We start from the raw sequence: 13,412 nt of genomic DNA, 5'->3' as shown, positions 1-13,412 counted from the left end.
GAAATCCGGGTGAAATGATCCGGATTTCTTAATATTGTAAAATATATAAGCACTTATATATTTTATGAGCTTCTATCCAAAACTCGGTTACCTGATCTTCGGCAGCCGCCTGCGGCGGTTGAGTGAGTATTTCCTCGCGGAGGTCAATAAGGTCTATGACCAGGCGGGCATTGCTTTTGATGCCAGCTGGTTCCCTCTCTTCTATCTCCTGAAAGACAAAGAGCGTTTAACGCTGATGGATATTGCCCAGGAACTGGAAGTATCCCATTCTGCCGTGAGCCAGCTTATTACCAACCTGAAAAAGAAAGGCCTGGTAGATGCCAGCCGTTGTGAAGAAGACGGACGAAGGCAGTGGGTGGAATTCACGAAAGAAGGAGCGGCATTGCTGGCACAGGTATTACCCATCTGGAAAGGTATTGAAACAGCCATGACGGAACTCGCCATGGAAGATAAACAAAGCAGCAAAATACTGGAAGCCATCGGCGCACTGGAGCGGTCTGTAGAAAACAGATCACTGGCAGAACGCATCAGCATGGCGATAGATAAAAACACCAAAACGATCCATCCATGAGTCAGGTTTTTAAATACGGTCAGGAATCCCTGACCGTTGCTATTGCGTTGGACATTGCCGCCGGAAGGACCCGCGGGGTACTCACACCGGAAGTGATGCAGCGGGTGAATACCAGTCACCAGCATGTACAGGCAATTGTAAAGGAGCATACAACGGTATATGGTATCAATACAGGCTTTGGGCCTTTATGTGATACCAAGATCTCTGAAGAAGATACGAGGGCTTTGCAGTATAACATCCTGCAAAGTCATAGTGTAGGCGTGGGCGCACCCATTCCGGAAGAGATTGCGCGGTTGATGCTGATCACAAAAGTACAGGCCCTGGCACAGGGATATTCAGGTGTGAACCCTGTTACGCTGGAAAGGATCATCTGGTTCATTGATAACAACGTAACTCCTTTAGTGCCGGAGAAAGGCTCTGTAGGCGCATCCGGAGATCTTGCCCCTTTATCGCATCTTTTCCTGCCGCTGATAGGTTTGGGAGATGTATGGTATAAAGGAACGAAAGTACCCGCAGGTGTTGCTTTACAACAGGAAGGACTAACGCCTGTTATATTAGGACCGAAAGAAGGGCTGGCATTGATCAATGGTACACAGTTCATTCTTTCATTTGCCGTGAAAGCAGTAGCGCGTTTGCATAATGCACTGGAAGCTGCAGACCTCATCGGGGCTATGTCCCTGGAAGGTTTGATGGGCACTGCCAAACCGTTCGATCCCCGCTTGCATGCATTGCGCCCTTATGCCGGCAATCAGTTAGTGGCAAACCGCCTGAGTGCACTGCTGGCTAATTCTGAGATCATGGCTTCTCATAAGGATTGCGACAGGGTACAGGATCCTTATTCATTAAGATGTATGCCACAGGTGCATGGCGCTTCCCGCACGGCCTGGAAACATTTGCAGGAACTCACTTCCATTGAACTGAATGCCGTAACGGATAACCCCATCATCTTCTCCGCAGAGGATACCATCAGTGGTGGTAACTTCCACGGGCAGCCTTTGGCTATTCCGCTGGATTATGCTACTGTAGCGGCTGCAGAGCTGGGTAATATTTCAGACCGCCGTTGTTATATGATGATAGAAGGGCGATATGGATTACCCAAATTACTGATCCAGGATGCAGGATTGAATTCCGGGTTTATGATCCCGCAATACACCACAGCTGCATTGGTAACAGAGAATAAAACATTGTGTTTCCCTGCTAGTGCAGATAGCGTACCTACTTCCCTGGGGCAGGAAGATCATGTATCCATGGGCTCTATCAGTGGCCGCAAGTTGATGCAGGTGATCGGTAATCTGGAATATATCTTAGCCATTGAACTCCTGTATGCCGCGCAGGCAATAGATTTCAGACGGCCTTTCAAATCTGCGCCGGTACTGGAAGCCTGCCATGATTACGCAAGGTCTAAAGTGACCTTTGCTACGAAAGACAGGATCTTCGCCACAGATATCGCCGCACTGCATGAGATCATTGTTGACCAGTCATTTGTTCGTATCGCCAATAATATGGCCGAAGTAAACCAAATCAATTTAAACGGTTCTTATGAAAGACAATTCCAACTTTCTTAATACATACGCGGCACACCCGCATTACAAAGCCCCCCGCGGCACAGAGCTGAATGCATTATCCTGGCAAACAGAAGCGCCTTTGCGCATGCTGCTGAATAACCTGGATGATGAAGTGGCAGAGAACCCTGAAGAGTTAGTGGTGTATGGCGGCATAGGTCAGGCAGCACGCAACCGCGAAGCTTTGCAGAAGATCATACAAATATTACTGACGCTGGATGAAGAGCATTCCTTACTGGTGCAATCCGGTAAACCAGTAGGCATCGTACGCACGCATCCGCAAGCCCCGCGTGTACTGTTAGCCAATAGTAACCTCGTACCCAAATGGGCTACCTGGGAACACTTTAATGAATTACGCGCAAAGGGTTTAATGATGTACGGACAGATGACAGCAGGCAGCTGGATCTATATCGGTACACAGGGTATTTTGCAAGGTACCTATGAAACCTTTGTGGAGTGTGGTCGCCAGCATTTTAATGGTGACCTGAAAGGAAAACTGCTGGTGACTGCAGGCATTGGCGGAATGGGTGGTGCACAGCCACTGGCCGCTACCATGGCTGGTGCTGTGTTCCTGGGTGCAGATGTAGATGCCACACGCATACAAAAACGCCTGGATACAAAGTACATCGACCGGATGACGCATTCTTATGAAGAAGCGATGCAATGGGTGCGGGAAGCACAAAGTAAAGGAGAAGCAGTATCCATCGGTTTGGTGAGTGATGCCGGTGATCTGCTGGAACGTTTGATCAAAGACAATATCACACCGGACATCCTCACTGATCAAACTTCTGCACATGATCCCATTAATGGTTATGTACCCAACGACCTGAGTTTAACAGAAGCAATTGCTTTACGGATCAGCCATCCTGCTATATATAAACAACGTGCATTGCGCAGCATGGCGCGCCATGTAGGATATATGCTGGAACTGCAAAAACGCGGCTCGATTACGTTTGACTATGGTAACAATATCCGCGAATTTGCCAAAGAAGGGGGAGAAGCGAATGCGTTTAATTTCCCCGGTTTCACTCCTGCATATATCCGGCCCTTATTTTGTGAAGGAAAAGGACCATTCCGCTGGGTAGCGCTCTCCGGTGATCCTGAAGATATCTATACCACAGATCGTGCATTGATGGAAGCATTTCCGGAAAACACAGCACTGATCAACTGGTTGCAGAAAGCGCAGGAACGTGTGGCCTTCCAGGGATTACCTGCCCGCATCTGCTGGCTGGGTATGGGTGAAAGAGAAAAAGCAGGATTGATCTTTAATGAACTGGTGAGAACAGGTAAAGTAAAAGCGCCCATCGTGATTGGCCGGGATCATCTGGATTGCGGTTCTGTGGCTTCGCCCAACCGCGAAACAGAATCTATGAAAGATGGCTCTGATGCAGTATCCGACTGGACTTTGTTAAACCTGATGTCTAATACAGCAGGTGGCGCTACCTGGGTCTCTTTCCATCATGGTGGTGGCGTAGGGATGGGCTATTCACAACATGCAGGCATGGTGGTACTGGCAGATGGAACAGATCGTGCAGCCACTTGTTTGAAACGTGTGTTATACAATGACCCGGCATTAGGTATTTACCGGCATGCAGATGCAGGATATGAAACAGCGCAGGAGTGGCAGGAGAAACATGGACTAGGGTTCTAACATAAAACCAAAACGAATGAAACTGACCGGACCATTTTCACAAATACTTCCTTTAAAGGGTTTACACCTCAAAGGCCCGTTGAAAGACGAGCAGCTGGAGATCATTGAACAGGGTGGCGTGATCATGCAGGAAGGGAAAGTAATAGCGATGGGGGATTTTGCAGCACTGCAAAAACAATACCCGGGCATTGCCACGTTTTACATAGAAGAACCTGCTGTGTTATTACCAGGTTTTATTGATGCGCATACACACATTTGTTTTGCCGGCAGCAGGAACCGTGATTATGCCATGCGCATCGCCGGAAAGTCTTACCTGGACATTGCCCGCGCCGGTGGCGGCATCTGGGATTCCGTGACTAAAACACGTGAAGCAGGGGAAGCCGCATTAATAGAAAATACCGTTGCCCGTGCAGACCGTCATCTGAGAGATGGCGTAACAACGATAGAAGTGAAGAGCGGATACGGGCTTAATATGGAAGCAGAACTCACCATGCTGCGGGCTATTCGTTCCGCAGGATTATACACCAAAGCAACCCTTATTCCTACCTGCCTGGCTGCACATATGCGCCCACGTGATTTTGACGGAGATGAAAAAGCTTATCTCCACTGGATAGTAAATGAACTACTACCTGTGTTGAAAGAAGAACAACTCACCAACCGGGTAGATATCTTCATTGAAGAAACAGCATTCTCTACTACAGATGCAACCGCATTTTTAACGCAGGCAGCCAAAGCAGGATTTAAACTCACCGTACATGCTGATCAGTTCAGCAGCGGTGGATCCAAAGTGGCAGTGCAAACAAAAGCATTGTCCGCAGACCACCTGGAAGCTTCCACGGAAACGGATATACGGCAACTGGCACAATCTGAAACAGTAGCAGTAGTATTGCCCGGCGCATCATTAGGATTGGGCATGCACTATGCACCTGCCCGCAAACTCCTGGATGCCGGGGCCTGTGTAGCCATTGCCAGTGACTGGAATCCAGGCTCTGCACCAATGGGTGACTTATTAACGCAGGCAGCTGTGATGAGCGCAGCAGAAAGACTATCCACCGCAGAAGTATTCGCTGCTTTAACTTCCCGTGCCGCCAAAGCATTAGATATTGAAACACCCGAAGCAGATTTCCAGGCATACCCCTGCAAAGATTACCGGGACATCCTTTATTACCAGGGGAGAATGAAACCTTTTATGGTGTGGAAGAATGGAGAACTTATTCAAACCGTTATCGCATGACTTTAGCACCTGCACCATGGGAGGGCCGCAAGGATGGAGATGACCCCTTGTCCCTGCGCTGGCACCAACAGGTAAAGACCGGAGGATCATTACCCATATTGCAACAGGGCCAGAAAGGCATTGCGATAGTAGGCTTTGCATCTGATGAAGGTGTACGGCGCAACAAAGGAAGAACAGGTGCTGCTGCGGCTCCTGGTATTATCAGGAAGATGTGCGCTAACTTTCCTGTGCATTTTGATGGCCATATATTGGTAGACGCTGGTGATATCGTATGTGAAGGAAATCAGCTGGAGATGGCACAGGAAGAGCTTTCAACCACTGTTAATTATTTATTGAAAGAAGGCTACCTGCCAGTATTGCTGGGAGGTGGCCACGAAATAGCCTATGCACATGAAAGGGGCATCAGGCGTTTTACAGGCACAACAGAACAACTGGGCATCATCAATTTCGACGCACATTTTGATCTCCGGGAGCCTGATGAAAATGGCCCCAGTTCCGGTACCGGCTTCTTCCAGATAGCGCAGGACAGGGCCGCGGAGAACATGCCTTTCCATTACTTAGCCCTGGGGATCCAACAAAACAGCAATACCCGCAAACTCTTTCAAACCGCAGAAACCCTCGGAGCAGAATACCTCCAGGCCTCCCTCTTCCAACAGAAGTATCGTGATCAGTTGCTGAGCGCCATCCAGGCTTTCATCAAACGAACAGACAAGATCTACCTCACCACCTGCATGGATGTATTTGCCTCTCCTTATGCCCCCGGCGTGAGTGCCACAGCGTACAACGGCCTGGTGCCGGATGCTTTGTTCCTGGATTGTTACCGCACCGTGTTAAGGAGCGGAAAGCTGGCCGGGACGGATATTGCAGAGGTGAACCCCACTTTTGACCAGGATAACCGTACCGCAAAACTGGCCGCTTCACTTGTCTATGAGATAGTGATGAATTACTTTGCAGTATGAAGATTGGATTGATGTCTGACACGCACAGTTACCTGCACCCCAAAGTGTTCCATCATTTTGAGAAGGTGGATCAGATCTGGCATGCCGGTGATATCGGGAATATGGCGCTGGCAGATGAACTGGAAGCATTCAAACCGTTCAGGGCGGTATGGGGCAATGTGGACGGGCAGGAATTGAGGGTCCGTTATCCTGAGCACGACCTGTTCACCTGCGAAGGGGTGAAGGTATGGATGACCCACATTGGGGGATATCCTCCCAGGTATACCACCGCTTTAAAACCATATATTAAACAGAAACGCCCACAACTCTTTATCAGCGGGCATTCGCATATACTCAAAATAATGCCCGATCCGGCATTACAATTGCTACACATCAACCCGGGAGCATGTGGTAAACAGGGCTGGCATAAGGTGAAAACACTGGTGCGTTTTGACATAGTGAAAGGAGAAATGAAGAACATGGAAGTAATAGAATTGCCTGATTGATCGTATCTTGCTATAAGCCTACTGACTGTTATGAATATACGCTGTGTTGTACTTTTACTGGTGCTTTCTATGTTTGTATCGGCAGCCACTGCGCAACAGCGCTGGAAGAAATTGCTGCAAACGGAAAATGATTCTGCTTATATAGAAGATCATACCGAAGATCTTACCGTGCGCATCTATGGCTCCCGGAAATACACCTATTATGATATCGTAGATAAACGTCTGAAAGAAGAAGTGCTGTACCGTCCCAACACCAGCAATAACCTGGGTTTTGGCTTCAACTATAAATTCATCGGCGTTAACCTGGGTTTCAAACTTCCCTTCATCAATAATGACGACGACAAATATGGCAAGACCAAATACCTCGATCTGCAGGCTCATATGTATCTGCGAAAGTTGGTAGTGGATTTCTATGGTCAATACTATAAAGGGTATTTCCTGGCTAACCGCCGGTTCAATTCAGAAGCGCTTACTTTAAGGCCGGATATGTACAATACAGATCTTGGCCTGAATGTGCAGTATATCTTTAACGATGAAAAATTCTCTTACCGCGCGGCTTATCTCCAAAACGATTACCAGAAAAAGAGTGCGGGTTCCCTTATTGTAGGTGGTGAGGTTTTTGCCTGGAAGATGAAAGGCGATTCTGCCCTGATCCCTTCTAACCTTGGCGTGGAAGGCTTTTTCGATAATGAACCTTTTAATAGAACAAGCAGCGTTAGCATCGCTGCCAATATTGGATATGCGTACACGTTAGTGATCAAAAAACACTTCTTCATTACTGCATCCTTAACCGGCAGCGCAGGCGTGAACAGAACTTCCCTGAACTACCTGGACGGGCGTAAGAAGCGCAGCGAGTTTGGCTGGCAGCTGAATAATACTGTCCGTTTATCTGCAGGGTATAATTCCAGCAAATACTTTATAGGGGTGCATTATGTGGACCTCGTTACCAGGAGTGAATCCCCTGTGAACCGCACCTATCAGACCTTTGGCACGGGGAACTTAAGGTTCAGTGTGGCAAAAAGGTTCAAACTGAAAAAACCATTGTTCTAAAGCTGGTCTAATTCCCGCTCCATATTCTCCCTGGCTTTCTTTTCATATTTCTCCCTGAATACAGCTGTTTTGTAAATGGCAGGCTGACTTAAAAAATGCTGTAACACTTTCTTTCTTCCCCTGTTATACATAAAGGAAGGGTAGAGGTAATACTCTTTCCTGATCTGCTTTGTATACGCCTCATATTGGGGAGGGGTGGAGCCAAGGATATGGAGGTCAAAGTCCAGCAGGTAATCAAGGTCGGGGTCCCCAAGGGGGTTGATGTGCTTTTGGGTGGCAGCAATGAAAGCAAATACTTTCTGCTGTTTATCCTCCGGGTAACCGATCCTGTTTAAGAAGGTCACTGCTTCGTGGGCGCTCCTTTCCTCGTTATCACTGCGGGTTACAGAATAGATAATATCGTGGAAGTAAATGGCATACAGTAAACTGTCGTTATCAACAATGAAAGGTGCATACTGCTGTTGCAGGCATATCAGGTCGCTGAGATGTGCCATATCATGATAATGCCTGCCCGGCGCACTGTACCTTTTAATGATCTTTTCAATGGTTTGGGAGGCGAAAGTTAGGTTACGGGCGGATGTTCTATTGGTTAACAACAGCCAGTAGTTTTTGATACTATCTGTGTGCATATAAGCAGTTTTGCAAATAATGGGCCAGTTCGGGCTTTTTAAAAGCGTTTGTTGGCGATAGTTTCACGGTAATATAATACCATAATTAGCTAAATATGGCTAAATAATTAATAAAAATGTGTTTTAGCTTTAGTAGATCAGCTTATGAGCATAGAACCGCCATCTTACAGCACGTTTTGGAAAACAGGGGACATGAAGTCATTCAAATGCCTCATGAATGAATTTGGCCCCTCCCTTCACTATTTTGCCAATAGTATAACAGACAATCTCCAGGAAGCTGAGGAGATCGTATCTGACGTGTTCATTAAGATCTGGCAGCAACGGGAAAACCTGCCCCCTCCGGATAACATCAAATTCTACCTCTTCAAAGCCGTTAAAAATACCGCCCTCAATTACCTGAAAAGCAAAGGCCGCCGTGCCGCTAACCTTGCCGCCTGGGAGTTGCAGGTAAATATTCATGGCCAGAACCCGGAAGAGATCCTGATCAGCAAAGAAGATGTTACTTCTATACGGTCTGTGATAGACCAGCTGCCCCCGAGATGCCGCCAGATCTTCATCCTCGTAAAAGAAGACGGGCTTACCTACGAGCAGGTGGCACATCTGCTGGATATTTCAAAAGCTACGGTGAATGTTCAAATGACCCTCGCTATTAAAAAGATATGGGGCGCGCTGAGTACAGCATTGAAAGTTTCCCATTCCTGATTTTTTTTCTCCCCGCTTAATTGTTTTACTTTTTACAGTTGTCTTTCTATTAATTAATCGCATATGCTCATATAAATGACCAATCGACTATGGGAATTATTAGCCCTTTACTGGCGTAATGATATTTCAAATGAGGAAAAAACAGAGCTGGAGCAATTGTTACTGGAGCATCCGGACCTATGGCTGAAGTTGGGTTTAATGGATCAGCTTTCTTTTTCGAAGAAGCCCCTGATGAATGAAGAGGCGACGGCTGCATGGGCAGATAAAGTGGCGCTCGAAATAGAAGAGATGGAAAGTACTCCGGTAATATTGGAGCAGGAGCCTGCAGCCGCAAAGCGGCCACGGTTCCGTGTTGTATTATTCACGCTGCTTTTCCTTGTGATCGCCACCAGCCTGTTTTTTATATACAGGCAACAGGATGGATATAAGCTGGCCACTACAGATGCGGGCATGAAAACACGGATCCGCCTTTCGGATGGTTCCATGGTGTGGCTCAATGCCGGCAGCACTTTAAAGTATCCGCCAAAGTTTGATAAAGAGACAAGGGAAGTGTTCCTGAGTGGTGAGGGGTATTTTGATGTACAGCAGCATGCCGGCAAACCATTTATCATTCATACAGAAAAGATGGATATCAGGGTACTGGGCACCACATTCAATGTTCGTTCCTACAAGGATGAGGGATTTGAAGAAACGGCTTTGATCTCAGGAGCAGTGGAAGTATTGGTGAAAGAGGCAAACAAGGTGAGGCGGGTACTGCTGCAACCCAATCAAAAATTAGTGGTGAGTGACCTTAAACATATAAAAGCAAAGAACGAAGGAACAACCATCATCGAACAGTCGGAGAATATGATCATTGAACGAAAGGCCCTGTCTGCCATTGGTTCTATGGATAGCGGCCAGGTGGTAGAAACAGCCTGGGTAAGGAACCGCTTTCTCTTTGAAAATGAAACACTGGAGTTGATAGCCCGGAGGCTGGAACGCTGGTACGGCATTAAAATTATTATACAGGACCCGCAACTTTCTGCTTTGAGATTTACCGGGCGTGCAGATAACCTGTCACTCGAAAAATTATTGGCTATCCTACAGGAAATACAATCTTTTAATTATTCCATAGAAGATGATACAGTAATCATAAAATAACCTTCATGATGTATTCTACGACCAAAATAAGGGGCGCTCCCCTATAGGGAATGGTATGTCCATACACCCCGATTTCTGAACATTTAACCTTAATTCCACCGAAGTATGAAAAGATCAATTACACAATTGTTTAAGTTGCCCGCATGCGCAGGGAAGATCATACAACTGATCAAATTCACCGCAGTACTTTTACTGCTCTTCTTCAAAGTATCTGCTGCAGGGTATTCTCAGAACACGGTATCCGTTTCATTTGAAAAAATAGAAGTAGAAAAGGCCTTTCGTTTTCTCGAAAAGAAAACCGGTTATGTTTTTTATTACAGCAATACCGAAGTGGAAAAACTGCCCCGGCTGAGCCTTCAGCTGGTAGAGGTCCCTTTCAAACAGGTGCTGGATTCTATCTCTGGTATCACTGGTCTGCATTATGCGATCATTGATAATAAGATGGTAGTGTTTAAAAAAAACGTCGCACAGATCCAGGCGCAAAGAATAAACGGTAAAGTATCCGATGAAAAAGGAAATCCAGTGCCTAACATTACTGTACAGGTAAAAGGAACAGGCACCGGAACACTCACCAATCCAGATGGCACCTTTTCGCTGGAAGTTCCTGCCGGCGCCATACTGGTGATCTCAGGTATCGGTTATATAAAACAGGAGATCAGTGTGGAAGGCCGCACAACATTCGATATCGTGATGAAAGAAGATGTAGCCGGATTGAATGAAGTAGTGGTTGTAGGGTACGGCACACAGGAAAAACATAAACTTACCAGTGCTGTAGCCACTGTAAGCGGTGCTGAACTGAACAAACGTACCGCCACCAATCCTGTGAGCCTGTTGCAGGGGCAACTGCCCGGCCTGCAGGTAACACAGGGATCAGGGGAACCAGGCAATGAGAACATCGTATTACGGATCAGGGGGATCAGCACTTTTAGTGGTGCAGGGAATGATCCGCTGGTGATCGTAGACGGATTACCGGGCAGCCTGAGTGTATTGAATCCAAATGATATTGAATCTGTTTCTGTATTGAAAGACGCTGCTTCTGCCGCTATTTATGGGTCCAGAGGGGCCAACGGGGTGATCGTGGTGAAAACGAAAAAAGGAAAAGGCACCGGTTTTACTTTGCAATACGGATATAACCTGGGCATTTCAAAAACAACCAAGATCCCGGATGTGATCACCAATTCTGCAGAGTACATGCAGTTGTCCAACGAGGCACGTACCAATTCCGGGCTTGCTCCTTTGTACACGCAGCAGCAGATAGATCTCTATCAGAATGCTACGGACCGTGTGAAATATCCTAACCATAACTGGCTGGACGATCTGTTCCGCACGGCTTACACACAGAACCATTATCTGAATATGAGCGGTGGAAAAGAGAATATCAATTACAGCCTGGGGCTGGGTATAAATCTGCAACCCGGTGTGATGATAGGATTTGATTATAAAAAATACACCTTGGACCTGGGGCTTAGTTCCAGGGTAAATAAAAGAGTAACACTGGGAACAAACATCCAGATGCGGTATGGCGACAGGGAATTCCCGCCGCAGGGTGCCGGCGATATGTTCCTTTCCACACTGGCCCAGTCTCCGCTTTATCCTCCACGCGCCCCTGATGGAAGATGGATCAAGAAAGGATATTCAAATGAATTGGGCAATAAGAACACGGTTGCCATCGTAGGTGAAGATGTGATCACGCGTTCATTGGATTATTATGCACAGGGCAATCTTTCTCTCGATGTTGATATCATAGATGGATTAAGATGGGAAAACAGGGCAGGCATGAATTACAATGCCGTAAAGAACAACGATTTCAGGCCCGTGGTGCCCACCTTCTATTATAACGACATGAGCACTGCAGGGCTGCTGGATGTTGGAACGCCCGGCCTTACTGTGAACAATACAGGGAATGTGTATACTGTTTTTTACAGCCAGTTCACTTACAAGAAAAAACTGGGCGTGCATAACCTGGCTGCATTAGCCGGTTATCAGCAGGAACATAATGCAGGCGATGAACTAAATGCAGGTCGTACACAGTTTGCCACCAATCTGCTGCGGGAGCTGAATGCAGGCCCTGCTGAAGGACAAACAAATAGCGGTACTTCCAGCGAATGGGGCATCCGTTCTTTTTACGGTAATGTTAACTATGATTACAAGGATAAATATCTGCTCGGCGCCAGTGTTCGTTATGACGGTACTTCCCGTCTTCCGTCCAGCAACCGCTGGGGTTTGTTCTATTCTTTTTCCGGGGCATGGCGTATTTCAGAAGAAGCCTTCCTGAAAGATGTTTCCTGGTTAAATGATCTGAAACTTCGCGGATCATTTGGAGAGTTAGGTAATCAGAATATTGGTACTTATCCCTATCAGCCTACGTTGAGCGATCGTCCATATGTATTCGGGGGGAAGGTTACCAACGGCTTTTCAGCCAGCTCGCTGGTAGATCCCAACCTTACCTGGGAAAGCACCCGTGTGCTGGACTTAGGCATCAACATTTCCGCCTTCAATAACCGGGTGAACATCACGGCAGACTGGTTTAATAAATACACTTTTGATATCCTCAGAGAGTCACAGGTACCGCTCTGGCTGGGATTAAATGCGCCAATTATCAACAACGGTGCTGTGAGGAACAAAGGATTTGAGTTCAATATTCAGTACAACGATAACATTGGAAAAGATTTTAGTTATAGCCTCAATGCAAATTTCCAAACGTATAAAAATACACTGGAGAAATTCGGAAAGAAAGAGATCGGCGGTACAACGATCAGGGAAGAAGGACATGAACTGGATGGATATTATCTCTTTATATGGGATGGCATCTTCCAAAGCGCTGACGAAATCCTGAAATCGCCCCCACAGCTTGTTACACCAACACCAGGTGATCTGAAAATAAAGGATGTAACAGGAGATAATAAAGTAGATGACCTGGACCGCACGTATGTGAAAGGGAAATATCCCACTTTCCAATATGCCTTCAACCTTGGCCTTAACTGGAAGGCGTTTGATCTGAGTGCACAATTCTACGGTTCACGTGGGCAGAAGATATATGTGAACGGATGGGGGATTGAACCTTTCAGGCAGGGATCAGTGCCTACTACAGACTGGCGGAACCGCTGGACACCCACGAATCCTACCAACACCATGCCTAAGATCTATGTGGCAGATGGTTATCAACCGGTACAGCGATACGCCTCTACTTATTTCCTGAAAGATGCATCTTTTTTGCGGCTTCGTAACCTGCAGCTGGGTTATACAATGCCTTTGAACCTGATCAGCCGGTTCAGCATGAAATCACTCCGGGTGTATGCAAGTGCAGATAATGTATTTACTGTGAGCAAATTTCCCGGACTGGACCCTGAACGGACCAGTGATGGCAACTACGTTACCTACCCGCAAACAAGAACGTTTACGATAGGTGCAATGGTGCAGTTTTAATTA

The 13,412-nt window shown here is 46.8% G+C and carries 11 protein-coding genes; 10 read left to right on the top strand and 1 reads right to left on the bottom strand.

All coding sequences use genetic code 11. The annotated features are described in order from the left end of the window. Nucleotides 1–64 precede the first annotated feature (64 nt). Genes GFS24_RS17915 through GFS24_RS17885 form a run of 7 tightly spaced genes read left to right on the top strand, consistent with a single transcriptional unit; the run spans nt 65 to nt 7,512 of the window. Entirely contained in the window at nt 65–571 is a 507-nt protein-coding gene (locus GFS24_RS17915) for a MarR family winged helix-turn-helix transcriptional regulator (RefSeq protein ID WP_153661720.1), read from the top strand. After that, entirely contained in the window at nt 568–2,136 is a 1,569-nt protein-coding gene (gene hutH, locus GFS24_RS17910; protein ID WP_153661718.1) for a histidine ammonia-lyase, read from the top strand. The genes GFS24_RS17915 and hutH overlap by 4 nt, the downstream gene beginning before the upstream one ends. Further along, nucleotides 2,111–3,784: a urocanate hydratase gene (hutU, locus tag GFS24_RS17905; RefSeq protein WP_153661716.1), complete on the top strand. Its 1,674-nt coding sequence runs from the start codon at nt 2,111–2,113 to the stop codon at nt 3,782–3,784. The genes hutH and hutU overlap by 26 nt, the downstream gene beginning before the upstream one ends. A gap of 16 nt (nt 3,785–3,800) precedes the next feature. Further along, on the top strand, nt 3,801–5,018 hold the full coding sequence (hutI, locus tag GFS24_RS17900) for an imidazolonepropionase (protein ID WP_153661714.1): 1,218 nt from the start codon (nt 3,801–3,803) through the stop codon (nt 5,016–5,018). Beyond that, the gene (gene hutG / locus GFS24_RS17895; RefSeq protein WP_153661712.1) at nt 5,015–5,977 is read left to right on the top strand and encodes a formimidoylglutamase; all 963 of its coding nucleotides are present in this window, start codon (nt 5,015–5,017) and stop codon (nt 5,975–5,977) included. The genes hutI and hutG overlap by 4 nt, the downstream gene beginning before the upstream one ends. Further along, nucleotides 5,974–6,462 (top strand): metallophosphoesterase, encoded by a 489-nt coding sequence (locus GFS24_RS17890; RefSeq protein ID WP_153661710.1) that lies wholly within the window; start codon nt 5,974–5,976, stop codon nt 6,460–6,462. The genes hutG and GFS24_RS17890 overlap by 4 nt, the downstream gene beginning before the upstream one ends. Before the next feature lie 30 nt (nt 6,463–6,492). Next, the gene (locus GFS24_RS17885; protein WP_153661708.1) at nt 6,493–7,512 is read left to right on the top strand and encodes a DUF4421 domain-containing protein; all 1,020 of its coding nucleotides are present in this window, start codon (nt 6,493–6,495) and stop codon (nt 7,510–7,512) included. Here the strand turns inward: GFS24_RS17885 and GFS24_RS17880 are convergent. Continuing rightward, nucleotides 7,509–8,141 carry a hypothetical protein gene (locus GFS24_RS17880; RefSeq protein ID WP_153661706.1) on the bottom strand — a complete coding sequence of 211 codons (633 nt, stop codon included), beginning with the start codon at nt 8,139–8,141 and terminating at the stop codon, nt 7,509–7,511. The genes GFS24_RS17885 and GFS24_RS17880 overlap by 4 nt on opposite strands. Before the next feature lie 192 nt (nt 8,142–8,333). Here GFS24_RS17880 and GFS24_RS17875 point away from each other — a divergent pair, with 192 nt between their 5' ends. From GFS24_RS17875 to GFS24_RS17865, 3 genes are all read left to right on the top strand, one after another. Continuing rightward, the gene (locus tag GFS24_RS17875) at nt 8,334–8,843 is read left to right on the top strand and encodes an RNA polymerase sigma-70 factor (protein ID WP_173003116.1); all 510 of its coding nucleotides are present in this window, start codon (nt 8,334–8,336) and stop codon (nt 8,841–8,843) included. A 75-nt stretch (nt 8,844–8,918) separates the two neighbouring features. After that, complete coding sequence (locus GFS24_RS17870; protein WP_153661702.1) at nt 8,919–9,983, top strand: FecR family protein; 1,065 nt, start codon at nt 8,919–8,921, stop codon at nt 9,981–9,983. 105 nt (nt 9,984–10,088) lie between these two features. Continuing rightward, on the top strand, nt 10,089–13,409 hold the full coding sequence (locus tag GFS24_RS17865; RefSeq protein WP_153661700.1) for a TonB-dependent receptor: 3,321 nt from the start codon (nt 10,089–10,091) through the stop codon (nt 13,407–13,409). Nucleotides 13,410–13,412 lie beyond the last annotated feature (3 nt).

Source organism: Chitinophaga sp. SYP-B3965, from assembly GCF_009647655.1.
GTDB lineage: Bacteria > Bacteroidota > Bacteroidia > Chitinophagales > Chitinophagaceae > Chitinophaga.
The sequence above is the reverse complement of the archived record's forward strand: the minus strand, read 5'-3'. Positions and strand labels throughout refer to the sequence as shown.